The 24,800-nt window shown below is 62.3% G+C and carries 23 protein-coding genes; 12 read left to right on the top strand and 11 right to left on the bottom strand.

Annotated features, from left to right (window positions below):
- Window positions 1–300: 300 nt before the first annotated feature.
- Window positions 301–636 carry a carboxymuconolactone decarboxylase family protein gene (locus AFIDRAFT_RS18135; protein WP_009341117.1) on the top strand — a complete coding sequence of 112 codons (336 nt, stop codon included), beginning with the start codon at window positions 301–303 and terminating at the stop codon, window positions 634–636.
- 70 nt (window positions 637–706) lie between these two features.
- Window positions 707–1,240, top strand: a complete 534-nt coding sequence (locus tag AFIDRAFT_RS18130; RefSeq protein WP_009341116.1) for a GDSL-type esterase/lipase family protein — start codon at window positions 707–709, stop codon at window positions 1,238–1,240.
- A 20-nt stretch (window positions 1,241–1,260) separates the two neighbouring features.
- On the opposite strand, the gene AFIDRAFT_RS18125 is transcribed toward AFIDRAFT_RS18130, so the two are convergent.
- Both AFIDRAFT_RS18125 and AFIDRAFT_RS18120 read right to left on the bottom strand, forming a co-directional pair.
- Complete coding sequence (locus AFIDRAFT_RS18125; protein WP_009341115.1) at window positions 1,261–1,890, bottom strand: hypothetical protein; 630 nt, start codon at window positions 1,888–1,890, stop codon at window positions 1,261–1,263.
- 149 nt (window positions 1,891–2,039) lie between these two features.
- Window positions 2,040–2,654, bottom strand: coding sequence for a PilZ domain-containing protein (locus AFIDRAFT_RS18120; protein ID WP_009341114.1), 615 nt, complete (start codon window positions 2,652–2,654; stop codon window positions 2,040–2,042).
- 327 nt (window positions 2,655–2,981) lie between these two features.
- Between AFIDRAFT_RS18120 and AFIDRAFT_RS18115 the strand changes: the two genes are divergently transcribed.
- Complete coding sequence (locus AFIDRAFT_RS18115; protein WP_009341113.1) at window positions 2,982–5,084, top strand: O-linked N-acetylglucosamine transferase, SPINDLY family protein; 2,103 nt, start codon at window positions 2,982–2,984, stop codon at window positions 5,082–5,084.
- 238 nt (window positions 5,085–5,322) lie between these two features.
- Window positions 5,323–5,898, top strand: coding sequence for a YdeI/OmpD-associated family protein (locus tag AFIDRAFT_RS18110; protein WP_009341112.1), 576 nt, complete (start codon window positions 5,323–5,325; stop codon window positions 5,896–5,898).
- 35 nt (window positions 5,899–5,933) lie between these two features.
- On the opposite strand, the gene AFIDRAFT_RS18105 is transcribed toward AFIDRAFT_RS18110, so the two are convergent.
- A complete protein-coding gene (locus tag AFIDRAFT_RS18105; RefSeq protein ID WP_040298695.1) occupies window positions 5,934–6,491 on the bottom strand; it encodes a PAS domain-containing protein in 558 nt (185 codons plus the stop codon).
- A 498-nt stretch (window positions 6,492–6,989) separates the two neighbouring features.
- On the opposite strand from AFIDRAFT_RS18105, the gene AFIDRAFT_RS18100 reads away from it, so the two are divergent.
- Both AFIDRAFT_RS18100 and AFIDRAFT_RS18095 read left to right on the top strand, forming a co-directional pair.
- A complete protein-coding gene (locus tag AFIDRAFT_RS18100; RefSeq protein WP_009341110.1) occupies window positions 6,990–7,787 on the top strand; it encodes a rhomboid family intramembrane serine protease in 798 nt (265 codons plus the stop codon).
- 171 nt (window positions 7,788–7,958) lie between these two features.
- Window positions 7,959–8,387, top strand: coding sequence for a CBS domain-containing protein (locus AFIDRAFT_RS18095; protein WP_009341109.1), 429 nt, complete (start codon window positions 7,959–7,961; stop codon window positions 8,385–8,387).
- Between the two features lie 9 nt (window positions 8,388–8,396).
- Here AFIDRAFT_RS18095 and AFIDRAFT_RS18090 read toward each other — a convergent pair whose 3' ends face one another.
- Window positions 8,397–9,416: a patatin-like phospholipase family protein gene (locus tag AFIDRAFT_RS18090; RefSeq protein WP_009341108.1), complete on the bottom strand. Its 1,020-nt coding sequence runs from the start codon at window positions 9,414–9,416 to the stop codon at window positions 8,397–8,399.
- A 209-nt stretch (window positions 9,417–9,625) separates the two neighbouring features.
- Here AFIDRAFT_RS18090 and AFIDRAFT_RS18085 point away from each other — a divergent pair, with 209 nt between their 5' ends.
- Both AFIDRAFT_RS18085 and AFIDRAFT_RS18080 read left to right on the top strand, forming a co-directional pair.
- Window positions 9,626–10,675, top strand: coding sequence for an RgsD C-terminal domain-containing protein (locus AFIDRAFT_RS18085; protein WP_009341107.1), 1,050 nt, complete (start codon window positions 9,626–9,628; stop codon window positions 10,673–10,675).
- A 156-nt stretch (window positions 10,676–10,831) separates the two neighbouring features.
- Window positions 10,832–13,324, top strand: a complete 2,493-nt coding sequence (locus tag AFIDRAFT_RS18080; RefSeq protein ID WP_009341106.1) for a putative bifunctional diguanylate cyclase/phosphodiesterase — start codon at window positions 10,832–10,834, stop codon at window positions 13,322–13,324.
- A 3-nt stretch (window positions 13,325–13,327) separates the two neighbouring features.
- Here AFIDRAFT_RS18080 and AFIDRAFT_RS18075 read toward each other — a convergent pair whose 3' ends face one another.
- From AFIDRAFT_RS18075 to yidD, 6 genes are all read right to left on the bottom strand, one after another.
- Entirely contained in the window at window positions 13,328–13,891 is a 564-nt protein-coding gene (locus AFIDRAFT_RS18075) for a nitroreductase family protein (protein WP_009341105.1), read from the bottom strand.
- A 92-nt stretch (window positions 13,892–13,983) separates the two neighbouring features.
- The gene (gene thrS / locus AFIDRAFT_RS18070) at window positions 13,984–16,029 is read right to left on the bottom strand and encodes a threonine--tRNA ligase (protein WP_009341104.1); all 2,046 of its coding nucleotides are present in this window, start codon (window positions 16,027–16,029) and stop codon (window positions 13,984–13,986) included.
- Window positions 16,030–16,128: 99 nt separating this feature from the next.
- A complete protein-coding gene (locus AFIDRAFT_RS18065; protein WP_009341103.1) occupies window positions 16,129–18,351 on the bottom strand; it encodes a xanthine dehydrogenase family protein molybdopterin-binding subunit in 2,223 nt (740 codons plus the stop codon).
- A 20-nt stretch (window positions 18,352–18,371) separates the two neighbouring features.
- Window positions 18,372–19,376, bottom strand: coding sequence for an FAD binding domain-containing protein (locus AFIDRAFT_RS18060; protein ID WP_009341102.1), 1,005 nt, complete (start codon window positions 19,374–19,376; stop codon window positions 18,372–18,374).
- Between the two features lie 11 nt (window positions 19,377–19,387).
- Window positions 19,388–20,008: a (2Fe-2S)-binding protein gene (locus AFIDRAFT_RS18055; RefSeq protein WP_009341101.1), complete on the bottom strand. Its 621-nt coding sequence runs from the start codon at window positions 20,006–20,008 to the stop codon at window positions 19,388–19,390.
- A gap of 167 nt (window positions 20,009–20,175) precedes the next feature.
- Window positions 20,176–20,517 (bottom strand): membrane protein insertion efficiency factor YidD, encoded by a 342-nt coding sequence (yidD, locus tag AFIDRAFT_RS18050; protein WP_009341100.1) that lies wholly within the window; start codon window positions 20,515–20,517, stop codon window positions 20,176–20,178.
- Window positions 20,518–20,732: 215 nt separating this feature from the next.
- On the opposite strand from yidD, the gene AFIDRAFT_RS18045 reads away from it, so the two are divergent.
- Window positions 20,733–21,695 (top strand): COG3904 family protein, encoded by a 963-nt coding sequence (locus AFIDRAFT_RS18045; protein WP_009341099.1) that lies wholly within the window; start codon window positions 20,733–20,735, stop codon window positions 21,693–21,695.
- Between the two features lie 17 nt (window positions 21,696–21,712).
- Here AFIDRAFT_RS18045 and AFIDRAFT_RS18040 read toward each other — a convergent pair whose 3' ends face one another.
- Window positions 21,713–22,186, bottom strand: a complete 474-nt coding sequence (locus AFIDRAFT_RS18040) for an iron-sulfur cluster assembly scaffold protein (protein WP_009341098.1) — start codon at window positions 22,184–22,186, stop codon at window positions 21,713–21,715.
- A 255-nt stretch (window positions 22,187–22,441) separates the two neighbouring features.
- Here AFIDRAFT_RS18040 and folE point away from each other — a divergent pair, with 255 nt between their 5' ends.
- The 3 genes from folE to AFIDRAFT_RS18025 all read left to right on the top strand — a co-directional run bounded on the left by folE (window position 22,442) and on the right by AFIDRAFT_RS18025 (window position 24,673).
- Window positions 22,442–23,125 (top strand): GTP cyclohydrolase I FolE, encoded by a 684-nt coding sequence (gene folE / locus AFIDRAFT_RS18035; protein WP_009341097.1) that lies wholly within the window; start codon window positions 22,442–22,444, stop codon window positions 23,123–23,125.
- 33 nt (window positions 23,126–23,158) lie between these two features.
- The gene (gene hisI / locus AFIDRAFT_RS18030; protein WP_040298689.1) at window positions 23,159–23,587 is read left to right on the top strand and encodes a phosphoribosyl-AMP cyclohydrolase; all 429 of its coding nucleotides are present in this window, start codon (window positions 23,159–23,161) and stop codon (window positions 23,585–23,587) included.
- A 150-nt stretch (window positions 23,588–23,737) separates the two neighbouring features.
- Window positions 23,738–24,673 (top strand): transglycosylase, encoded by a 936-nt coding sequence (locus AFIDRAFT_RS18025; protein ID WP_009341095.1) that lies wholly within the window; start codon window positions 23,738–23,740, stop codon window positions 24,671–24,673.
- The last annotated feature ends 127 nt before the right edge of the window (window positions 24,674–24,800 follow it).

Raw genomic sequence — 24,800 nt, 5'->3', positions numbered from 1 at the left:
GCCTTCGCGAGAGCTTGAAGAGTGGTCCGAAAGTAGCTCGGGCCCGATTTGCCGAGGCGATGAGTGCCCCGTCCGGTGACAATGGTGAGAAAGCGCTAACCGCACGGCTTTACCCGGTGGTGACGCTGGCGCGAAGCGGCTTGCATGCGCATGCCTTGATGCGCGGTTCAGGTCCATCGATTCAACAGGCTTCATGCATCGGCAAAAGCGATGCGCTGCTGCGGCTTAATTCTTTGGGGCTGCATGGGGCGAGGGTCTACGATGACGCTCGCACAGGATTGCCACACAGGAGAAATATCGATGTCCGATGGAATGTACCCAACCTCGACCGCTGAGTTCGGAAAGATGCGCCGCGAGCTGACCCCTGACACCGAGGCTGCCTTTCAGGCTTTCAGCCAGAAGGTGTTTGCCGAAGGCGCGCTGCCGGTGAAGGTGAAGCAGCTCATTGCCGTGGCCGTGGCGCACGTTACGCAATGTCCTTACTGCATCAAGGGCCACACCAAGGCTGCATTACGCCATGGCGCGACGCGACAGGAACTGATGGAAGCGATCTGGGTCGCTGCCGAAATGCGCGCCGGTGGGGCCTATGCGCATTCGGCGCTTGCGCTTGAGGAAGCAAAAGCTGCCGCCGGTTGAGCGCCTTTACGGCCTTTACGGCTTTTCCGGCGCGGCATAGCGTTCGCGGCGGGGAAGAGGGAGACCGTCCATGAAGGGCTGGGTTTTGGGAGTGGCCGCGGCGGCGGCGCTGTTTGCGACCGCCGCGCAGGGAGCGGAAGTGAATATTGTCGCACTGGGCGCGAGCAACACCTACGGTTCGGGACGGGGACGCACCAACGGAGGCGTGCCCTCGTCGCAGGCTTATCCGGCGCAACTGCAAAGACTGCTCGCGGCCAAGGGCGTGTCCGCGCATGTCGCCAATGCGGGAATTCCCGGCGACACCACCGGCGGCATGCTGGCGCGGCTGAATTCCGCTGTGCCGAATGGGACGATGATCGTCATTCTGCAGCCGGGCGGCAACGATGCGCGGCGCGGAGAGGGAGCCTCACGGCAAGGCAACATCGCGGAGATCAAACACCGTCTGGCGGCCCGCCACATCAAGGTGATCATGCTCGGCCATCTCGGACAGATCGCGCCGAAAAATACGCGTGATCCCGATGGCCAGCATTTCAATGCGCAGGGACACGCGGCGTTCGCGGCTTGGCTCGCGCCCCAGGTGATGGCCGCCGCACGCGGCAAGTAGCGAGCGAACGGCGAGGCACCTCAGGCGGCTGCGGCCGTCCACTCATCGACCTGCACCAGCGCCGGATCGTCCGCATGCCGGATCAGCATCCGCTCGACGCGATCCTGCCAGAGCGCCGCGAAGCGTGCCTGCTCATCCTCGCTGGCCTGCTCGGCAATGACTCGCGGAAACACCGCCTGCATCTCGGGAGCCGACGGCACCGCGCCGGTGTTGAGATCGAGCGTGACGCCGCGCCCGTTATCCGTGCGGCGCAGGGCTATCAGGCCGTCGATCGGGGCTTCGAAATGCTGAAGGTCACGGCGCGCGAAACGGCTTTTTGCGCCGATGCCGCCGAAGCCTGTTTCGGGGGCGGCTCCGGTGAGGAGCGTCGCGACGGCGGCAATGACGCCGGTGGTGCCCTCATTGCGCGGGTCGCGCAGATACACCTCGATGCCGCCGCGCGCGGGCATCTCGTCGCCATAGAGCGCGCGAAGGCCGGCGCGCATCATCAGGTACGCGCCGGCGACGGTTGGGCAGGAATGGCCCGCGAGTTTTACGGCATCGGCGTAGGTGTAGGTGATGACGCCATCATCCGAGGCGCCGAGAAAGATGGCCAGAGGATCACGCAGCGTGATCGTCGGGACATCGGCAAAGAAGGAAGGAAAGCCCATCGCATCCTCCGGGACATGTCAGGCCACGCTCCATAGGGCGGCGCGCGAATATAATATGTATTTCTAGTACATGTTTATTCGGCCGACAATAAGGCACAGCGCCTCCGGACAGGGGTCGTCCGGATGGCATCCTGCAGAGCAGGGAAGGTCTAGTCCCGTGCGGTGACGTTGTCCTCGACGGTTTCAAGCACCTGCGGGTGATTGAACTCGATGGCGAAGCCTTCCTCGAGATGACGGACGACGCGCGCGGCGACGCGGCCGAGCATGACGTGGCTGCCGACTTCGGGGCGCATCTGGCCGGACAACGCCGCGCCGGAGAGCGACAGGTCGATGATGCGGCATTGCATCTCGCCGCCGCCTTCGAGCCTGAGCCAGCCCATCGCGTTGCGCGGCACGATACGATCGTGGCGGCGATCCTCGGGCAGATTGAGGATTTCACGGTTGGCGAGCCAGGTGAGCTGGGCGGCGAGCTTCTCGCGCTTGCGCGGCGTGGCGCTCACGGTCATGGCGAAGCCGTTGTCGAGCAGGCGGGTGATCTTGCCTTCGACGCGGCCGATATGATCGAGATAGGCGACGACACGCTCGCCGAGATTGCCGATGCCGGGCGCCAGCAGCGCGAGGCCGCCGGGGGACATGTTGATGGCCTGACAGGGATATTCGCGGCGATCGGACAGCATGTACCGGCCAAGCAGGTGAATTTTCACCCGCTGGAAGTGCCGCCGTTCCTCAGCCTGTGGCTGAAAATGTCTTTGTACCAACGCCATCGCCACGCCCGGACACGGTAAGAGCGAACCATACGGGCGTCAGGGTTAATGCGGAGTTAAAAAGTTTTACCACTAACATATTGATATATTTTATGTTATTCGCTGCCGTGCTCTGCGTGTGAGGCGACAGCGTAGTCGCTTATGCCGCAGCCCAGATCGGAAACGGTCCGATCTATGGCCGGACGGGCTTGTGGTATGCCGCTTCATGAATGTTGTCTTCGAACGAACCGGCCCCATCCCCGAACTAGCCCCGTTTCCCTTTCGAGGACGGGGGCTTTTGCGTTTTAGGACCTTTGAAATCGCCTGGTGGAGCCGTAAAAGTGGGCTATGTCTGGGGAAGATTTAGCGAAACAGAATTTTTTTACCGCGTTGGACTGTCTCGATCGAGGCGACCTTGCGAACGCTGATCGCTATTTCAGAGCGACCCTTAAAATCGTGCCGGCACACGGCCCGTCGCTGGCGAACCTCGCTGCAGTCTTGGTGCATCAGGGGCACTTCGAAGAGGGGCGCGAAAGGGCTGAACAAGCGGTCGCGGTCGGGCCGCCAAGCGCTGACGTTCTGAACACGCTCGGCTTCGCGCTGGGGCGGCTCGGCCGCTATTCGGAAGCGATTAAGGTCACTGACGATGCGCTGAAAATCGATCCTTCATCGATCGATGCGCAACTGACGCGCGGGAATGCTCTGCGTCGCCTTTGCCGTTTTGACGAAGCGCTGGCGGTCTATGATCGTCTTCTGTCGGCAGACCCGCAGAGCGAAGATGCCGCGCTGGGGCGCGCAACCGCACTCGCTCAAGCGCAACGCTTTGACGAAGCTTTCCCCATCTTCGAGCGGCTGCTTTCCCAAAATCCGAAGCTTGCGAGTGCGTGGGCGGGGCTCGGAAACGCCCTCGTTTCTTCTCACAAATCTTACGCCGAAGCGGTCAGCGCGTTTGACCGGGCGATCGAGATTTCGCCGGGCCTCGCCGACGCATGGGCCGGGCGCGGCGGCGCTTTCTTGGCGATGAAAGACTTTGAGAGAGCGCTTCCGAATTTCGAGCGAGCGTTATCGCTAGACCCACATCAGCGCTTTTTGCGCGGCGATCGATTTGGCGTTGCGGCGATGCTTTGTGATTGGAGCCATCGAGAAGAAGATGTCCGCGAAATGAGGCGCGGAATCGCAGAGGGGCGTTACCCATCTGCGCCGACGCACTTTCTATATGCATTCGATGAACCGGCGATGCATCTGAAGGCATCACGCGCTTACGCCGACTTGATGTATTCTACGGCATCAACCGCGCCGCTGAAGAGCGGCGCTCGTACCGGCAAAATCCGGATCGGCTATTTCTCTTCCGATTTCGGCGACCACGCGACCTCTTTTCTAATCGCAAGGCTGTTCGAGCTGCATGACCGGTCGAAGTTCGACGTTATCGGTTTTCCCGTTGGCCCTGCGAGGTTCGGAGATATAACGAACCGCGTTCGAAAATCGTTCGACGGATGGTTCGAGCTGGGCCCGCGCGTCTCGATTGAAAGCTGCGTGCAGATCGTGCGCGCACAGCAGATCGACATCGCGATCGACTTGAACGGCTACGCTCAAGAGCCTCGCTCGGACATCTTTGCGGCGCGGGTCGCGCCGATCCAAGTTGCGTATCTCGGTTATCCTTCAACAATGGGCGCCAGCTTCATCGACTATCTGATCGCCGACAAGATCGTCGTGCCGCCGGCGCAGCGCGCAAACTTCGCGGAGCATTTGGCCTATCTGCCGAATTGTTATCAGGTGAACGACACGACAACGCGCGTTATCCCAAACGATCCTGTATTCAGGCGGGACCACGGCCTGCCTGATGCTGGGTTTGTGTTTTGCTCCTTCAACAACAACAACAAGATCAATCCGGGTACTTTTACTGATTGGATGACGATCCTGCGCCGCGTTCCGGGCAGCGTCCTATGGCTATTGAAAAACAGCGACGTCGTCGCGCAAAACTTACGACGGGAAGCGTCGGCGCGCGGAATTAATCCAAACCGCCTTGTCTTCGCTCCCAGAGCCGACCTTCCACGCCATCTTGCCAGGCACAGGCTTGCGGACTTGTTTCTCGACACTCTGCCGTACAACGCTCACACCACGACCAGCGACGCCCTCTTGGCCGGCCTGCCTGTCCTGACGCTTCAGGGCGAGGCGTTCGCGGGGCGTGTGGCGGCAAGCATCCTAACCACGGTCGGCCTTCAGGACGGACTTGTGACGTTCTCGCGGGAAGAATACGTCGAACGCGCCGTCGCTCTTGCGACGGACGCTGACCGGCTCGACGGCATTCGCAAGAGGCTTGTCGAGTATGTTCGGACAAGCCCATTATTCGACATCAAACGGTTCACGGCCGATCTGGAAAGCCTGTACGAGGCTATGTATCAGCGTCAGGCTTCGGGCTTGCCGCCGGCTGAACTGTCTGTCGGTGTTTGACCATCCTCGCCATCGAAGGGCATCCGGAACCCCAAAAGCCGGGCTCGAAGCTTCCATCGCTGGGGATCGCAGGATTTGCAGCTTATACCGGTGTCGTCCAATGCAGCGATGGGCGCCGCTGAAAGGCGGCCAATGGGGGCGGCGGGGGTGGTTTGGCGCACTCGCTCCAATGAAATCAATGGCTTCGAGTTAATGCGGCTTCCCTTCCGGCGTATTGCCGGTTCTGCTAACCGGAGGAATGGCCAAGAACGAACGGAAGCCGATTGCATTTCAGGATGCCGCAGAGCTGGGCGAGTGGCTGATGAGCCACTTCCAGCATAGCGGCGAACTTTGGGTGCATATCTTCAAGGCTAAATCGGGCAGGCGGTCAGTGACGTGGACTGACTGCGTGATCGAAGCGATCCGCTTCGGTTGGATCGATGGACAGAAGTTGCCGGTGGACGAGGCTTCGTATTTGCAGCGCCTGACGCCGAGGAAGCCAAAGTCGAATTGGTCCGCCAAGAACCGCGAACATGCGATGAGGCTTATCGCGGAAGGGCGGATGATGCCTGCCGGATTGACCCATATCGAAGCTGCAAAGGCGGATGGCCGATGGGACAGCGCCTATGCAGGGTCAGCGGCCATGACCATCCCGCAAGATTTTCTGGATGCGCTGGAGACGATGCCCGCCGCCAAGGCGTTCTTCCAGACGCTGGATCGCAAGAATCTCTATTCGATCTACTATCGGCTTCACACGGCGAAGCGCCCCGAGACACGCGCCAAGAGATCGGCGCAAATCCTCGCCCAGCTTGACCGCGGCGAGCGCTTCCACTGAAAGCGAAACGATCGGGTCGAAAAGGCGATACGCCTCTACCGCAGGCCCTCATAGACCATGAAGCCGCGCGCGATTTCGAGCTTGCGCAGCATACGCGGCCCGCGCGGTTGAATCTCGGGTTCGAGATGGCGCCAGGAGGTCAGGCCGAACTGCGACAGTGTGCCGGGGGCTTCCGTCAGCGCTGCCATCTGGCCGGTGAGACTAAGCGGGGTATGGGCACGGGGGCTGAAGGGCAGGAGCAGCAGTTCGAAATGCACGAGGCCGCCCTCGCTCGTCGCCGCTGTGACGCCCGCGACCGTCGGCATGGTTTCCTCGGCGACGATGCCGAGAAGATCCTCGATCTCCCGGTGCGCCTCGCCCGTGAACAGCGACGAGAAGCTTTCGCCCTTAACGTCGCGGCCGAGCCGGGCGCAAATCCGCGTGCCCGCGACACGGAACGGATATCCGGCGGCGGGATCGTAGGCGAGCACGAAGATGTCGCCGAGCAGATGCCGCACGGGCTCAGGCGCAAGGCTGCTGCGGTCCGGGGCGGCCGATGTGCCTCGGGCCTTGTCCCAGTATGCGAAGAATTCCCGGTTCGACGGATGCTTCACGTTAATCACCCACCCGGCAGGTCCAGACACGGGACAGTTGTGTCCCGAGCCCGCACGCTGCGCGGCCCTTGGTTGTTGTGCGCAAGGATCGGTGCAGCGTCCATGCCGAAGGGCGAAACCGGGGGAGGTTAAGCCCCGGTTTGTGGCGTTAAGGTAAATTTAACTATGAAGTTGAGGCCGCAAGGGAACCGGGTAGTATGCATCTACTCCATACGGCAGCAGCTTTTCCCAAGAGCTGCCGCCGGGTCCAGACGGTCGAATACAAGTTGAATAACGGGTGGCTATAAGACCGGCCATCGCGCGGGGAGGGGTGGGGATTTCCTTCGCGAAAGGCTGTCATCGATCAAGGGAGGACCTGTCCGGTCCTCCCTTTTTCATTTTCGGCGCGGGATGACCGCTTTTTCACCCAGGATGGACACAGGCGGCTTGCGCTGCGGGGCAAAAGCCGTATGTCAGGGACTGGCTGGCCCGATCCGTTCCCGGTCCGGGCGGCCCTGGATGAGACCATTGCTGGCACCCCCCGAACACTCCCGCGAACCCATTCTGACGCTGCCGCGTCCGATGACGCTTCTGCTCGCGATCCTGTTTGGGATTCATATCGCGCGGATGCTGCTGCCTGCGTCGCTGGATCAGGAAGTCATCTGGGTGTTTGGCTTCGTGCCCGCGCGCTACGAAACCACCCTGATGGCCGAGCAGATTCCGGGCGGAATCGGTGCAAGTATCTGGAGCTTCCTCACTTATTCGCTGCTGCACGCGGACCTCACTCATATCGGGTTCAACATGCTGTGGATGCTGCCGTTCGGCAGTGCGCTGGCGCGGCGCTTCGGCGGGGTGCGGTTTTTCGTCTTCCTCGCCATTACCGCGGTGGCCGGGGCATTGGCGCACCTGCTGACGCATGCCCATGAGCTGGCGCCGATGATCGGCGCATCCGCCGCTGTGTCCGGCACCATGGCCGCCTCGCTGCGTTTTGCATTCCAGCGCGGCAGCTTCCTGTCATTTCGTCGCACCCCCGATGCCGATGCGGCCGCGCGCATCCCGGCGTTGCCCTTGTCGCGGGCGCTGCGCAACGGACGGGTGCTCGCCTTTCTCGGAATCTGGTTCGTCCTGAACCTGTTTACCGGGCTTGGCGCCATCGAGATCGGTACTCAGGGGCAAAGTATCGCATGGCAGGCGCATGTCGGCGGCTTCCTGGCCGGCCTTTTGTTGTTCTCGCTGTTCGATCCCGTGCCGCGCGGCGGCAGCGAGTCACCGGCCGATATTTCACCTGAGGAAAATCTTTCCTCCCGCGACGTCTGATTCGATTTTTCTTTTCCTTGCAGCCCTCCCTGCATTGATCCATCATTCGATCAATGCCGGACCGCACTTCGCCGGTGATGCAACCAAATCGCCGCTGAGTGAGTTGTTCCCGGCTGGACGAGATCGCACGGTTCAGAATGCGATCGCATCACTTTATGGGAGGCGCTGGCAATGACGGTTCAGGCAATTCTCGGCACCAAGGGATTCGAAGTCATAAGCATCGAGGCAGACGCCAAGCTGTCCGATGCTATCCGTGTCTTGACCGAGCGTCATGTCGGTGCGGTGCTGGTGATGAAGGATCATCACATCGAAGGCATCCTGTCTGAACGTGACGTTGTGCGTGTGCTCGGCAAGCATGGCGCGAGCGTGCTGGCGATGCCCGTCAGCGAAGTCATGACGCGCAAGGTCGTGACCTGCCGCCGCGCCGACACCGCCGCCTCGATCATGGAAAAGATGACGAACGGCAAATTCCGTCATCTGCCGGTGGTGGAGAACGAGCGCGTCGTCGGCCTGATTTCGATCGGCGACATCGTGAAGTGGCGCGTCAAGGAATACGAGCGCGAGCAGGAAGCGCTGCGCGACTATATCAAGACGGCCTGAGGTCTCACGTCACGGTGCGAGTTGCGCTGTGCCCGGCGGCTGGCTTGCCGTCGGTGTGAGCATGTTGATCGCTTCCTGAATCGATTCGATGGCGCGTTCGGCGGCGCGTTCGCCGTGCGCGATGCATTCCTCGGCACGATGGAAATCGAACCATCCGATCCGTCCGACGCGCGGAGAGATCAGTACGTCGGGGGGGTCGCCCGCGAGACGTGCGCGGGTGATGCGATCCTGCATGATGTTGAAGGCGTCCACCATCACGGTGGAGATGCCGGGGCGGCCGGGCGCGCCGAAGAATTCGCGCTTCATGGTCTTCTCGGCGGAGAAGAATCCGAATCGTTTTTTTTCCGGAGCAGGCTCGGGCGCCACAGCGTCTTCCGGCGTGCCGTGTGCGACGATGGTGCCGTGGCCGGTGATGTCGGTGGAGACGTTGCAGGCGATCACGATCTCGGCGCCCATCGCGCGCGCCGCGGACACCGGCACTGGATTGACCAGTGCGCCGTCCACCAGCCAGCGATCGCCAATCAGGATCGAAGCGAAAATGCCGGGCAGCGCGTAGGACGCGCGCATCGCATCGACCAGCCTGCCGTGGTTGAGCCAGATCTCGTGACCGGTTTTCACCTCGGTCGCGACCGCTACGTATTTCAGCGGCAATTCCTCGATGGTGATCCGGCCGAACGTGGTGTCGAGTTGGGCTGCGAGCTTGTCGCCACCGATCAGGCCGGAGCCGTTCAGACGGATGTCGAGATAGCTGAACACGCTGCGCGGGCCGAGATGCCGCGCCCATTCCTCGAACGTGTCGAGATGGCCCGCCGCATAGGAGCCGCCGACCACCGCGCCGATCGAGGTGCCGACAATGATGTCGGGGACGATGCCGTTGGCGATCAGGGTGCGCAGGATTCCGATATGGGCGAAGCCGCGCGCCGCGCCGCCGCCGAGCGCGAGACCGATTTTGGGCCGGCGCGGAGCAGGGGCCGCGTCCTTATCGTTGGACCCGATGGCCTGGCCGATCCCTTTGAAGACTTCGAGCAACCCGGGGCCTCCCGATGATGGATGGTGCCCTCCGGCGCGGTTTTCCCGCCCCGGACAGGCCGGATGGAGAACATGCGGTGGTTATTGCCGGAATGTGACTGAAGCGGGACCTTTTATCCAGATATGTTCTGTCCCAGAGCCATTTCCACCGCCCCTTGGGCGGGTCTGCAGGCTTGAATTCGCCGCCTTTTCAGGGAAAAAGCTACCGCATGATGACATTCCGGCATGGCAGTCTTGTCTCAAGGCGCATGGCGCGCCTTGCGTGCGCCTGTGTGGCTGTCGTGCTGTCCGGCCTGATGCTCGTCGAATCCGCTCATGCGCAGTTTCCCGGCGATCAGCCGGCGCCGGTTCCCCCCGGCAGCATTCCGCAGGCGGAGCCGTCGGCGCCTGCCATCAGCCTCGCGCCGCCGTCCGGTTTGTCTCCTGCCGATTTGCCGGCCCAGCTCACCCAGCCGCCGCTGTTGCCGCCGGCCCCGGCGGTTCAGGCCACGCCGCAAGGCACGCTCACTTTGTCTGCACGTTTTGGCAAGGACATGCCCGCGATCAATGGCGGGCTGATCTGGCGTATCTATTCCGACAAGCTCGGCCCGAATGGCGCGATGCATCTCATCCGCGAGGAGCGCGCCGCGGCACCGGTGATTCCGCTGCCGCCGGGCGGCTATGTGATTCACGTCAGTCTCGGTCTCGTCAGCGACGTGCGGCCGGTGACGATCAGACAGGAAGAGACCACGCGCGAGACGTTCGATCTTGCGGCAGGCGGCTTGCGGATCGAAGGCCGTGTCGGCACGTCGAAAATCCCGCAAGGCCAGATCGTCTTCTCGATCTACAAGGGCAGCCAGTTCGAGATCGGTACCGGCGACCGCTCTCCGATCGCGCAGAACGTCGCGGCGGGCGACGTGCTGATGCTGCCTGCCGGAATCTATTATCTCGTCTCGACCTATGGGGACGCCAATTCGATCGTCCGTTCCGACATTCGCGTGCAGGCCGCGAAGCTCACCGATGTCGTCGTCACGCATCGGGCCGCCGTCATCACGCTCAAGCTCGTCGGCGAGAAGGGCGGCGAGGCGTTGGCGAACACCGCATGGTCGGTGCTGACGCCAGCGGGCGACGTCATCAAAGAATCGATCGGCGCGTTTCCACGCGTGATGCTGGCCGAGGGCGAATACAAAGCCATCGCCAAGAATGACGGCAAGGTGTTCGAGCGCGACTTCGAAGTGAAGAACGGCGTCGACGGCGAAGTCGAAGTGCTGACGCGCTGATTATGACAAACTGTCATAGTCTCTAATTCGGACTAACCATCAAACAAGTTTTCCTGTTGCCGTCGCGTGCGAATGCGAGGGATTTACGCCGCCTTAATTGGCACGGCATTGGATGCGCGCGCGTGAAGAAGCTGCGTTAGTGCGCGAGGATGCGTTGTGAGTGCCATCGGTATTTCGAACGAAAATATTTCCGGGTCCGATCTGTTCAGCGATCTGTCGGTGCTGGAGCGAAAATGGCGCGCCGCATTGAAGCCGGGGCGCCTGCTGCCGCCTTTTGAAGATGTGACGCTGGGCGGCTTGGGCCGCATCGCCGATAACATGGCGCTGCTCAAGGGGCAGGGCGGCGATATCGAAATTCTGCGCGCCGGGCGCGAGGTCGATGCATGGCTTGAAAGCGAAGTTCAGCACACGCCGCTGGCCATGCTGCCGCCGGACTGCGCGCTGACGCTGGCGGAGGCTTGCGCCTCGGCGCAGCATAATCAGAAGCCTTATCTCGCCACCGCCCATTGCGTGCGTCACGGCAAGGTGCAGGCCTATGACGTTCTCGCGCTGCCGATGGCGTCCCGCTGGGGTGACGTGCTCACCAGCATCTATGTTCATACGCGCGGTCTCGATTTCGACCTGCTGGATGCGGTGTTCTGCGCCACCGATGACGGTGTGCTGTCGCTTGCGGCCATTCGCGACGCCGAAGGACATCCGGTCGATTTTCAGATCGTGCATCTCAATCAAGGCGCGGCGCGGCTGTTGCGGCTGCCTTCCGACGAATTGCGTTGGTTGCGGCTGAGCGCGGGAACGCATCTGTTGTCATTCACCAACGTGCTGGCGCAACTCGCGGAAGCGACGGGTGCCGCGGCGAACGTACAGATCGAAGTCGAGGGCGACGGTTTCACCCTGAAACTGAATGTCGCGCCGGTCGGCGACATGCTGTCGGTCATCCTGACAGACATTACGGATCTGAAGCGCCGCGAAAGATCGTTCCGCCTGCTGTTCGACGCCAATCCGATGCCGATGTGGGTATTCGACGCGCAAACCAAGAATTTCCTCAACGTCAACGATGCGGCCATCCGGCACTATGGATATGACCGCGCCACCTTCCTGGGGATGAATCTTCTCGACATCTGGCCGGAGGACGAACGGCAGGCCCATGCAAGCGTGCTGGACGAGGTCGGCGACATCTATCAGTCGACCCACAACTGGCGACATATGAAGGCCGATGGCTCCAAGATCGAGGTTTTGACATTCGGTCGTCGCGTGCCGTTCGAGGGGAAGGATGGCTTTCTGGTGACGGCGGTGGACATCACCGAGCGGCGCAGGGCGGAGGCGCGCATCGCCTATATGGCGCATCATGACAATCTCACCGGCCTGCCGAACCGCGTGAAGTTTCGCGAGCATCTCGATCAGGCGCTGGAGCGGAGCGATGGCAGCGATGAACGCATCGGCGTGCTGTGCATCGATCTCGACATGTTCAAGAATGTGAACGACTCGTTCGGGCATCCGGTGGGCGACCGCCTGCTGAAGATGGTGGCGGAGCGGCTGCATGCGGTGATACCGGCGGACTCTCTGGTGGCGCGTCTCGGCGGTGACGAATTCGCGATGATCGTGAAGCGCAATCCGATGCCCCGCGATCTCAATGATCTTTCGGCAATATTGATTGCCGACGTGAGTGCGCCTTATGCCGTGGACGGGCTGGAGCTTGTGATCGGCGCCAGCGTCGGCATCGCGATGTCGCCGGGCGACGGCGTGACCGGAGACGATCTGCTACGCAACGCGGACATGGCGCTTTACCGCGCCAAGTCGGAAGGCGGCGGCGCGCATTGCTTCTTCGAGCAGGAAATGGACCGTCAGGCGCAGACCCGCCGCGCGCTCGAATTCGATCTGCGCCACGCGCTGGCCAATGGCGAGTTCGAATTGCATTATCAGCCGCTGGTCGATGTTGCGGCCAACCGTATTGTCGCGTTCGAGTCACTCATTCGCTGGCGTCATCCGGAGCGCGGCATGGTCTCGCCGGCGGAGTTCATTCCAGTGGCGGAAGATATCGGCCTGATCGTCACGCTTGGCGAATGGGTGCTACGCGAAGCCTGCACCGAGGCCGCGAAATGGCCTGCGGATATCAAGGTGGCGGTGAACCTGTCGCCGATTCAGTTCAGAAGCCGCAATCTGGTGCAGACCGTGATCGCGGCACTTGCGCATTCCGGCCTTGCGCCGACGCGGCTGGAGCTGGAAATCACCGAATCGCTGTTCCTTGCGGAGACCGAGGCGAACCTCGCGATGCTGCATCAGCTCCGCAGCCTCGGCGTGCGCATCTCGATGGACGATTTCGGCACGGGTTATTCGTCACTGAGTTATCTGCGCAGCTTCCCGTTCGACAAGATCAAGATCGACCGCTCCTTCGTGCGCGACCTTGCCGAGCGGGAGGATTGCGTGGCGATCGTGAAGGCAATCTCTGGCCTCGGCCAGAGCCTGAACATCTCCACGACGGCGGAAGGCGTCGAGACCGAGGACCAGCTCGAACGTCTGCGTGCGATGGGCTGCACCGAGGTTCAGGGGTTCCTGTTCAGCGCCGCAAAGCCCGGTGTGGACATTGCAGGATTGCTCGACAGGTTCGGACAGGGACGCACGAAGGCAAAAGGCGCCGCTGCGGCGGCGTGAGGACTAGAACCGCGTCACGATCTCGCCGAGCGGCGGGCGAGGGCGATCCTCGATCGTCTTGGTCGGCTTGCCGATGTGGATGAAGCCCGCGATCTTCTCGTTCGGCGCAAGGCCGAGCGCATCCATCGCGTCGCGGTCGAACGCCATCCAGCCCGTCACCCAGTCGCAGACGTAACCAAGCGCGGTCGCGGCGTGAACGATGTTCATGGCGCTGGCGCCGGCCGATAATTCCTGCTCCCACGCGGGCACCTTGAAGTGTTCGATGGTCTTGCTGACCACCGCGATCACGAGCGGGGCCTGCGAAAACCGGGTGCGCTCCTTCTCGATCTGGTCGGGCGTCGCCTGCGGGTTCTTCTGCGCGAACAGTTTCGCGAAAATCTCGCCTGCGCGCGTGCGGCCGTCGCCCTCGAATACGATGAAGCGCCATGGCGACAGCTTGCCGTGATCGGGCACGCGGGAGCCGATGGTGAGGATGGTGTCGAGTTCAGTCGCGGAGGGGCCGGGGCCGGTCATCTCCATCGGCTTCAGCGAGCGGCGAGTTTTCAGAAGTTCAAGTGCGTCTGGCATGTCTGTCTTTCAGGTCTGTCTTGTGGCCAACAGATAGGAAGACACCGATGCCCGGCACAAGGGCGGGCACCGGCATGAAGTTTAGATGGACTTTAAGCAAGCCCCTTCGCGCGCTTCACATCCGGCGGCGTGGCCTCGGCGGCCAGCGCCTGCAATGCCTCGTCGAGCGGCAACACGGTCTGGCCTTCGCGGCCGAGGCGGCGGATCGAGACGGCGCGCGTCTCGGCTTCCTTCTTGCCGACGACCAGCAGCGCCGGGACCTTCGCCAGCGAATGCTCGCGGACCTTGTAGTTGATCTTCTCGTTGCGCAGATCGATCTCGACCCGCAGGCCAGCCGCGCGGCAGGCCTCGAACACCTCGCGGGCATAATCGTCACCATCCGAAGTGATGGTGGTGATGACGGCCTGCACCGGCGCGAGCCAGAGCGGGAAGTGACCGGCGAAATGCTCGATCAGGATGCCGGTGAAGCGTTCCAGCGAGCCGCAGATCGCGCGATGCACCATCACGGGTGCGACCTTGTTGGAATGCTCGTCGATGTAGAACGCGCCGAACCGCTCCGGCAGGTTGAAGTCCACCTGCGTGGTGCCGCACTGCCATTCGCGGCCGATGGCGTCGCGCAGCACATATTCGAATTTCGGGCCGTAGAACGCGCCTTCGCCCGGATTGATCGAGGTCTTGATGCGGTTGCCGGATTTGGCCTCGATCTGCGCCAGCACCTTGGTCATGACGCTTTCGGCGTGGTCCCACGCGGCATCGGTGCCGACACGCTTGTCGGGGCGCGTCGAGAGCTTGACCGTGAGTTCGCCCTCGAAGCCGAAATTGGCGTAGGTCGACAGGATCAGGTCGTTGATCTTGAGGCACTCGTCCGCGAGCTGGTCCTCGGTGCAGAAGATGTGTGCATCGTCCTGCGTGAAGCCGCGCACGCGCATCAGCCCGTGCATCGCGCCAGAGGGCTCGTAGCGGTGCACGACGCCGAATTCGGCGAGGCGGATCGGCAGTTCGCGATAGCTCTTCAGGCCGTGCTTGAAGATCAGCACATGGCCGGGGCAGTTCATCGGCTTGATCGCGAACCAGCGCTTGTCTTCCGCTTCGTCACCGGCGGACTGCGCCGCGAACATGTTCTCGCGATACCATTCCCAGTGGCCGGAAGTCTCCCACAGCGACTTGTCCAGCATCTGCGGCGCGTTGACCTCGTCGTAATCGGCAGCGAGGCGGCGGCGCATGTAGGCGATGATCGCCTGGAACAGCGTCCAGCCCTTCGCATGCCAGAACACGACGCCGGGGCCTTCTTCCTGAAAATGGAACAGGTCCATCTCGCGCCCGAGACGGCGATGGTCGCGTTTCTCGGCTTCCTCAAGCTGCTTGAGGTAGGCGTCGAGATCCTGTTGGCTCGCGAAGGCGGTGCCATAGATGCGCGTCAGCATCGGGTTGTTGGAATCGCCGCGCCAGTACGCGCCCGCGACCTTCATCAGCTTGAACGCATTGCCGACCTTACCGACGGAGGTCATGTGCGGCCCGCGGCACAGATCGAACCAGTCGCCCTGCTTGTAGATCTTGATCTGCTGATCGGCTGGAATGGCATCGAGCAGTTCGACTTTGAACATCTCGCCGTTGTCGCTGAACACCTGCTTGGTCTGTTCGCGCGTCCACACTTCCTTGGTGAAGGGTTTGTCACGCGCGATGATCTCGCGCATCTTCTTTTCGATCGCGGCGAAATCCTCCGGCGTGAACGGCTCGTTGCGGAAGAAGTCGTAATAGAAGCCGTTGTCGATCACCGGGCCGATGGTCACCTGCGTGCCCGGCCATAGCGTTTGCACGGCTTCCGCCAGCACGTGCGCGGCATCGTGCCGGATCAGTTCCAGCGCCCGCGGGTCGTCGCGGTTGATGAATTCGATTTTCGTATCGTGTTCGATTCCGTCGGTAAGGTCGGATACGACACCATCGAGCGCCATCGCCACGGTGCGCTTGGCGAGCGAGGGCGAGATGCCCTTGGCGATCTCAAAACCGGTAGTGCCTTTGGGGAATTCGCGTTTTGCCCCGTCGGGGAAGGTAACGGCAATCATGTCGGGATTTTCGACCGCTTTGAGGTTGGCGAGGCCGAACTGGAATCCGGACGCGGGGGCTTCTTTATCAGACATTAGTCCCTCCTGTTGCTCACTCCTGCGAACGAGCGCAGGTAAGCGGTAGGAGAGGGATATAGCAGCGGAATCGCCGTGGGCAAAGGCGTTTGAGCGCCTTTACGCCGTCAGCAAATCCTCGATCATCACCGGCAGTTTGCGGACCCGCACGCCGGTGGCGTGATGGACGGCATTGGTGATCGCCGCCGCGATGCCCGCAAGGCCGATTTCACCAAGGCCGCGCGCGCCGAGTTCGTTGAAGATCGTGTCGGGATGTTCGACGAACGACACGTCGATCCGCGGTGCGTCGGCGTGTGTCGCCATGACATAATCGGCGAGGTTGCTGTTGATCGCAGCGCCATTCTGCGGGTCGTACCAGGTGTGCTCGAACAGCGCCATGCCGACTCCCATGACAACGGCGCCTTCGATCTGGTTGGACGCCGTCTTCATGTTGATGACGCGGCCGCCGTCGATCACGGTGACGACACGCTCGACTTTCAGCCGCGCCAATTCCGGCTGCCAGCTCACCTCGGCGAACTGCGCGCCGAAGGAATGCAGCGAGTACTTCTTCTTCAGCGGATCGTTGAAGCCGCCCTCGCTTTTGCCATGGCCCTTGACCGAGGCTTTGTTGGCCATTTCCAGCACGCGGGCGAAAGCCAATCCGCCGCCGTCCGCCGCGCCAACCGTGGTGTTGGCGGCGACCACCTTGCCGTCCTTGAACGTAAGGTCGCGCGGCTTGTGGCTGGCGAATGGCGAGTTCGGCGTTTTCACCGCGAGGTCGATGATGGATTGCTGCGCCTCGCGAACGGCCTGAAGAATCGCCGGAATGACGGATGCGGTCGCCGCCGAGCCGCCGGAGAACGGACCGGGCGGCAGGTCGGTGTCGCCCAGCACGACTTCGATCTTGTCGGTGGGCACGCCGGCTTCGGCGCTGACGATCTGCGCTGCCGCCGTATAGGTGCCGGTGCCGATGTCCTGGGTCGCGCAGGTGACGCGCACGGTGCCGTCCGATTTCAGTTCGACAGCGGCCTCGGTCGGCATCCGCAGTGCGATCCATGAAGCGCCCGCCACGCCCCAGCCGAGGATTTTTCCGTTCTTGGTCATCGAGCCGATGCCGGGGGTACGCTTGCTCCAGCCGAATTTATCCGCGCCGGTCTGCAGGCATTCGACCATATGGCGCGACGAGAAGGGCAGGCCGCTGCTTTCGTCCACCTTCGGCTCGTTCATGATGCGGAATTGAACCGGATCGATCTTCAGCTTGATCGCGAGTTCATCGACCGCCGACTCCAGTGCGAACAATCCTGGCACCGCGCCGGGGCCGCGCATCGAGGTCGGCGTGCCGACATTGCGCTTGGTAGTCGACGCGCGAACGCGCAGGTTCGGCGTGGAATAGAGGAAGGGCGTCGCCTCGCCGCAGTTCTCGCCGTAATCGTCCGACATCGATGTGTGGTTGATGGAGTCGTGACTGAGGCAGACGAGCTTGCCGTCGGCCGTCGCGGCAAGCTGGATGTGCTGCTGCGTCACTGGCCGGTGACCGGCGGATTCGAAATTCATCTTGCGGGTCAGCACAAGCTTGATTGGCTTCTTGAGTTTCTTCGCCGCTGCGGCAGCAATAAAGCTGTGGGCCCACGGCCACAATTTGCTACCGAAGCCCGAGCCGATGAAACGCGCGACCACCCGAATGTTGTCGGTGGGTTCGCCCAGCACCGCGGCTGCGACCTGGCGATGGTTCACGACCGCCTGACTTGGCTCATACAGCGTGAACACACCGTTCTCATACGTCACGACCGAGGCGTGCAGTTCGATGACGGAATGGGTCTCGGTCGGCGTGACGTAGGTTTCATCGACCTTGACCGGCGCATCCGCGAACGCCTTCTCCACGTCTCCGCGCTGGCTGTCCGTGGTCCATTTCGAAGGCTCCAGTTCATCCTTCACGTTGAAGGGTTTGGCGTCATACGTGACCTTGATGGTATCGGCGGCTGCGGTGGCCTGCTCGAAGGTGTCGGCGATGATGGCGGCAACGTACTGGCCGTAATAGCGCACTTCATTGTCGGCGAGCGGGGGGCGCCTCTCGTCGATCATGCCGTTTTTGGCGGTTGGCCGGTTGAGCTTGCCGATATTGCCGGAATGCAGCACGAGCCGCACGCCCGGCATCTTTTCGGCGGCGGTCGTGTCGAGGGTCTTGATCGTGCCTGCCGCAACGGTGGCACGAACCGGAACGGCATAGAGCATACCGTCGAAATGGTGGTCGGATGTGTAGATGGCTGTGCCGGTGACTTTCTTCGGTCCGTCCACGCGATTGAGCGGGGAGCCGATCACCTTGCCGGGGTCCACATAATTCATAGTGCAATCTCGCTATTGGCTTAGGCCAGCTTTGCTGCGGCATCGAGGGTGTGAACGAGGCAACGCTTCGCCAGTTCGACCTTGAAGCCGTTCTGGCTCTGTGGTTTCGCATCTTTCAGGAAGGCCTCGGCGGCAGCGCGGAATGTCTCCTTGTCCGGCGCTTTGCCGATGAGTGTTTTTTCCGCATCCGCGTTGCGCCATGGCCGCGTGCCAACGCCGCCCATCGCGAACTGCGCGGTCTCGATCTTCCCGTTCGTGACTGTCATCACAACAGCGGCGGAGGCGAGGGCGAACTCATACGACACGCGGTCGCGCAGCTTCAGATATAACGAGCGCGATCCCTTTGGCGGCGCGGGCAACGTCACATGGGTGATGAGGTCGCCGGGCTGCATCACGGTTTCCTTGTTCGGCGTGTTGCCCGGCAGCAGGAAGAACTCCGCGATCGGCACGTCCCGCTCGCTCTGTGGCCCGCGAATGTGGATGGTGGCGTCGAGCGCCATCAGCGCGACGTTCATGTCGGAGGGATTACTGGCGATGCACTGGTCACTGGTGCCGAGGATCGCGAGCGTGCGGTTGAAGCCGTTGATGGCGGCGCAGCCGGATCCGGGATTGCGCTTGTTGCAGGCCATGTGCTCGTCGCGGAAATAGACGCATCGCGTGCGTTGCAGGAGGTTGCCGGCCGTCGTCGCCATGTTGCGCAATTGTGCCGATGCGCCCGATAGGAGCGCCTGCGACAGCACTGGATAATCGCGCACCACGCGCTCGTCATGCGCGAGATCGGCGTTGCGGACGGTCGCGCCGATCTTCAACCCGCCATCGGCGGTAGGTTCGATCTTGTCCAGCGGCAAATGATTGATGTCGATGACCTGCTGCGGTGTTTCAACATTCAGCTTCATCAGGTCGATAAGCGTGGTGCCGCCGGCGAGGAAACGGATATCGGCTCCCTGTTGCGCGGTTTGCGCTGCGGATGCGGCCTTGATCGCGGCATCCACATCGTCGGCGCGGCGCAGTTGGAACATGTGCATCTGCCGTCTCCTTACGTACCTTGCCGGACCTGCTGGATCGCGGCGACGATGTTCTGGTACGCGCCGCAACGGCAGATATTGCCGCTCATGAGTTCACGCACCTCGGCATCGGACGGACCGCACGGTTCTTTCATCAACGCGACGGCGGACATGATCTGACCGGACGTACAGTAGCCGCACTGGTAGCCATCGTGCTCGACGAAGGCGGCCTGCATCGGGTGCAGGTTGCCGGGCTCGCCGAGGCCCTCGATGGTGGTGACTTCGCGCCCGGTGAGCGCACCGGCGAACGTCAGGCAGGAATTCACGCGGCGGCCATCGACATGCACGGTGCATGCGCCGCACTGGCCGTGATCGCAGCCCTTCTTGGTGCCGGTGAGGTGGACGTGCTCGCGCAGGAAATCGAGCAGCGTGGTGCGCGGGTCGATGGTGGCGGAATAGGGTTTGCCGTTGATGGTCAGTTTCGTCTCAACGGCATAACCCGCCGAGACGGTTGTCTTCGTCGGTGTCATGTCAGCCTTGCTTGGGGTTGGCCAGTTCGTGGCAGTTGCGATGCCGGCGGCACCGATGGTCTGGAGGACGGTCCTGCGATCCGGGCCTGGCTTGCCCGATTTGGATGGATCATGCTCGGTCATGCATCCCTCGATGCTGGTGACGTATGTATCCAAACCCCGCCGGGTTCGAATTTGTCTAACTCCAAACAATAGCGATGGCTGCGGTCAGTTCCATGACCGGATCGCCAAATGCCCCACACAAAAAAGTGTCGTGAAAACAAAAGCGGTAGCTGCGTCCGCCAGCACATTCATTCGTGCTTGTCGTTGACGCCGCGCCAGCGCGCGTAACGCCACGGCAGATACCAGCGTGCATTCGCGGGTTTCTGCTTGGGCACGAAGTCGAGGCCCGACGTGCCCCATGGCTGGCAACGTAGCAAGCGGGCCAGCGTCATCCAGCCGCCCGCCCACAATCCGAACCGGCCGATGGCTTCATCGCCATAGGCCGAGCAGGTCGGAACATGGCGGCAGTTGAATCCGATCAGTGGCGAGAGCGTGGAGCGATATAACCAGATCATGCCGCGTCCCGCATTGCGCGGCGCGTTCTTCGCCATGTCGCAGGCACGGCAGCCGCAGGACAATTTGAAAGGCATGGGCTTGGTCTGGGTTAGAGGTTAGTTCCGGTTCCAGGAACTATACTGGTTTTTCCGCCACAGTTTCACAGCATCGCGCGGGTTTGAATGCAACGCGCCGAATGTTTCATGGACGCTGCGCTGCGGCACCGTTACGATTTTCATAATGCTCGTGTGACAAGGATTCGTGTCACGCTTCGGCTCTGGGCCGTTGCCCGGCTCGGGCATGGAAGGGAATGGAAGTGGGGTCGCTCACGTTTAGCGGCTGGGCGCGGATTGGCGCCGCAGCTCTCTTGGTTGCGCTGTTCGGCCTCGCCGCGCGTGAGGAAACCGCACATGCTTCCGGCGCTGCTCAATCGTCGCCATCCGCGAAGACCTCCCACGCAGCAGATGCGCCCCATGAGCCGGAAACGGTCGAGCCGCGCCGCCAGCCGATGACGTTTGTCTGGCACGTGGCGCCGAAAGATCAGTGCGCGCCGGATTGCCGCGACTGGATCGAGGCGGTCGGCGTCATCACCACCGACACGCCTGCATTGTTCGAGAAGATCGCAACCGGTCACGATCTGTCGTCCGCGACTGTGGTGCTGAACTCCAGCGGCGGTTCGGTGCTCGATGCGTTGGCGCTCGGCCGGGTGTGGCGCAAGGCGGGCCTTTTCACCACCGTCGGTCAGGTGATTGAGAAGGACGGGTTGAACGGCAAGGTCCGTGCGATCGAGCCGGACGCCTATTGTGAATCGATGTGCGTGTTCCTGCTGCTGTCGGGCAAGACCCGCATCGTGCCGCCGGAGGCGCATGTCCGTGTCCACCAGATCTGGATGGGCGACCGCGCCAATGACGCGAAGGCCGCAACCTACACCGCGCAGGATCTGATGATCGTCGAACGCGATGTCGGGCGGCTTGCGAAATATACGTTCGACATGGGGGGCACCGGCGATCTGCTGACGCTGGCCTTGAGCGTGCCGCCGTGGGAGCCGCTGCATGAATTGTCGCGCCCCGAATTGCGGCTGGGTAACCTCGTGACCGACGAGCCGGTGGTGGCGGACGTGCCGAAGCTTGAGCCGCCGCACACGGCGACGGTGGGCAAGCCTGTCGTGACCAAGCCGATTCAGGATCGCGTGGCGACCATGCCCGCGACGATGGCGCCGACCAAGACGGCGGAAGCGCTGCCGCCGACCGGCGGAGCCGCGCCTGCGCAATGATGCGGGCGGCAGTCCGATTATTCGGCGGGAGCCGTGTCGGCGTTGAGCGCGCCTGACGCCTTCTCTTTATTCTGGATCTGGTCGATCGCATCGACCACGGCATCGAATGTCAGCAGCGTCGAGGCATGGCGGGCCTTGTAGTCCCGCACCGGCTCCAGCACCGCGATGTCGGCCCATTTGCCGTCCGGCGGCGCGCCGTTGTCCTTCAGCATCTTGGTCACGGTGTCGCGCAACTGGCGCAGTTCATTGGCGCTCGAGCCGACAATGTGGCGCGCCATGATCGAGGAGGAGGCCTGACCCAGCGCGCAGGCTTTCACGTCATGGCCGAAATCGGTGACGACGCCGTCCTTCATGTTGAGGTCGATCTTCACCGTCGAGCCGCACAGCTTGGAGTGGGCCGTCGCCGAGGCATCGGGATGGGGAAGGCGGCCGAGCCGTGGAATATTGCCGGCCAGCTCGATGATTTTCTTGTTGTAGATGTCGTTTATCATGAAAGTACCTGTGGGCTGCGCCCGCCCAAAAGGGCCATCTGGAGCCTTGGCTCGCAGTCCTGCTGTCCTATATAATGGCTGGATCGCAGGAATAAACCTGTCGAATTGACCGGCTGCCCCGGAAAGTCACGATTTGGCTTCCGGCAGCCTTCTAAACTCACGCAAGGCGTCCGACGGTCCCACAGGACCTCTGGCGACCCGGTGACACTCCGGCCCCGTCTTTGGCAATGAGGGCCGGTCGAACGGAGAGCCACGATGGATGCTGTCATCAAGCCGCTGCGCGGCAAGGTGGACAAAATCGAAGTTCCTGCTTCCGAGATCGATCAGGCGGGGATTAACCCGGATCAGCCGCGTCCCTCGCGCGACGCGGCCGAGCAGGCGGTGAAGACGCTGCTCGCCTATATCGGTGAAAATCCCGACCGCGAGGGCCTGCTCGACACGCCCCGCCGCATGGTCGAGGCTTATGACGAACTGTTTCAGGGCTACCACCAGTGCCCGGCCGAGGTGCTGAACCGCACCTTCGGCGAGACCGCGGGCTACGATGATTTCGTGCTGATCCGCGACATCGAATTCCATTCGCATTGCGAGCATCACGTCATGCCGTTCTACGGCAAGGCGCACATCGCCTATACGCCAGTCGACCGCGTCGTCGGGCTGTCGAAGATTGCGCGCCTCGTCGATGCCTTCGCGCATCGGCTGCAGACGCAGGAGCATCTCACCGCCCAGATCGCGGCGGCGCTCGATAAGGTGTTGCAGCCGCGCGGCGTCGCGGTGCTGCTCGAGGCGGAGCATACCTGCATGTCGGTGCGCGGCATCGCCAAGCACGGCGCCAAGACGGTGACGTCGCGCTTCACCGGAATGTTCTATGACAATCCGGATGAGCAGAACCGTTTTCTTCATATGGTGCGGGGCATTAGCGCGCCATTTTCAGGCGCTTGAAGTTTTTCACGAACCTTAGAATGTTGTTCGCAAGTGACGACGCAATCAGGCCACAACGCAGAGCTTGAAGAGGGGCTTTTGTTCGCTCCGCGCTTCGACGTGTCCGGACTCGTGACATGCGTGGCGACCGATGCCCGCTCGGGCGACGTGCTGATGGTCGCCCACATGAACGACGAGGCGTTGCGCCGGACCATCGAGACCGGCGACGCCTGGTACTACAGCCGCTCGCGCAAGAAGTTATGGCGCAAAGGTGAGACGTCGGGTCATGTCCAGCGCGTCGTCGAGATGCGGATGGACTGCGATCAGGACGCGGTGTGGATTCGCGTCGAGCAGTCCGGTGCGGCCTGTCATACCGGCCGGCACTCCTGTTTCTATCGCGCGGTGAAGAACGAGAAGGGCGGCGCGAAGCTCGTGTTCGTCGATGCCGATAAGGCGTTCGATCCCGGCCAGGTCTACAAATAGCACCCCGTCACGCTGCGCTTCGGCTTGCGCTTGCCCGCGTCGTTAACCCTCCATTAACCATAATCGCCCAGGGTGCAGATGGACCGGAAGGTCCGGCGGGTGTTGGGAAGCGCCCGCGACATTCAGACGTGTCACCGGGGAGCGGGACACATGGCAATCGACAGCACGACTGCGTCGTCAGTCATTGATTCTGCGCGCGCGAAAATCGCGGGCGCCATCAAGCAGGCCGCAGATGCGACCGGCGCGAGCTTCGATTACCTGATTTCCACCGCCAAGATCGAATCCAACCTCGACCCGAAGGCGCAGGCATCCACCTCGTCGGCGCGCGGGCTTTACCAGTTTATCGAACAGACCTGGTTCGCCACCGTGAAGCAGGCGGGAGCCGCGTTCGGCTACGGCAATTACGCCAATGCGATCTCGCAATCACCGTCCGGCACTTATTCCGTCAGCGATCCGGCGACGCGCGATCAGATCCTCAGGCTGCGCGACGACCCCGCCGCCAACGCGGCGATGGCGGGCGCGCTGACGCAGGCCAATAGCTTCAAGCTCTCTGGCGAACTTGGACGGCGCCCGACCGACGGCGAACTTTACATGGCGCACTTCATGGGCGTCGGCGGCGCGACGAAGCTGATTTCCAGCGCGCAAAGCAATCCGAGCGCGTCCGCACCCGCGATGTTTCCGAATGCGGCCGCCGCCAATCGCTCGATCTTCTACAATCGCGACGGCAGCTCGCGCAGCGTGTCGGAAGTCTATTCGGACATCAATACACGCTTTGCCCGCGCGGCGAATTCTCCGATGGCGCGTTTCGCGGTTGCCTCGGCGGGCGGCTCGTCGCCTGCCATGGACAACATGGCGTACCTGTCGAGCTTCCCGCAGGGCAGCGGCGCGTCCATGACGACACGGCAGATGGGGCCAACATTCCATTCGCTGTTTCAGGCCGGCGATCGCGCCGAGCCTTTGTCTTTGACGGTGCGCCAGTTGTGGGGGGCCGGTTCGCAGGCCAACGCGGAGGCGCCCGCCGCGGCTAATCCCGATCAGTCGCAATTCAATCTGTTCAGCGATCCGAAGGGCGTGTTTGCGGGGTGAGCGGAGGGAGTTAACAAAAACTCAACGGCCGCAGCCGTTTATGGTGAACTGTTTCTTAAGTGTCATGGTTTACGCTTTCTGACAGTAGCGTCGTATTCCCGACGCAGTCAGCAAAGTTGCGTAAGCC

It is taken from the genome of Afipia sp. 1NLS2, from assembly GCF_000178995.1.
Classification (GTDB): Bacteria; Pseudomonadota; Alphaproteobacteria; order Rhizobiales; family Xanthobacteraceae; genus Afipia.
The sequence above is the reverse complement of the archived record's forward strand: the minus strand, read 5'-3'. Positions and strand labels throughout refer to the sequence as shown.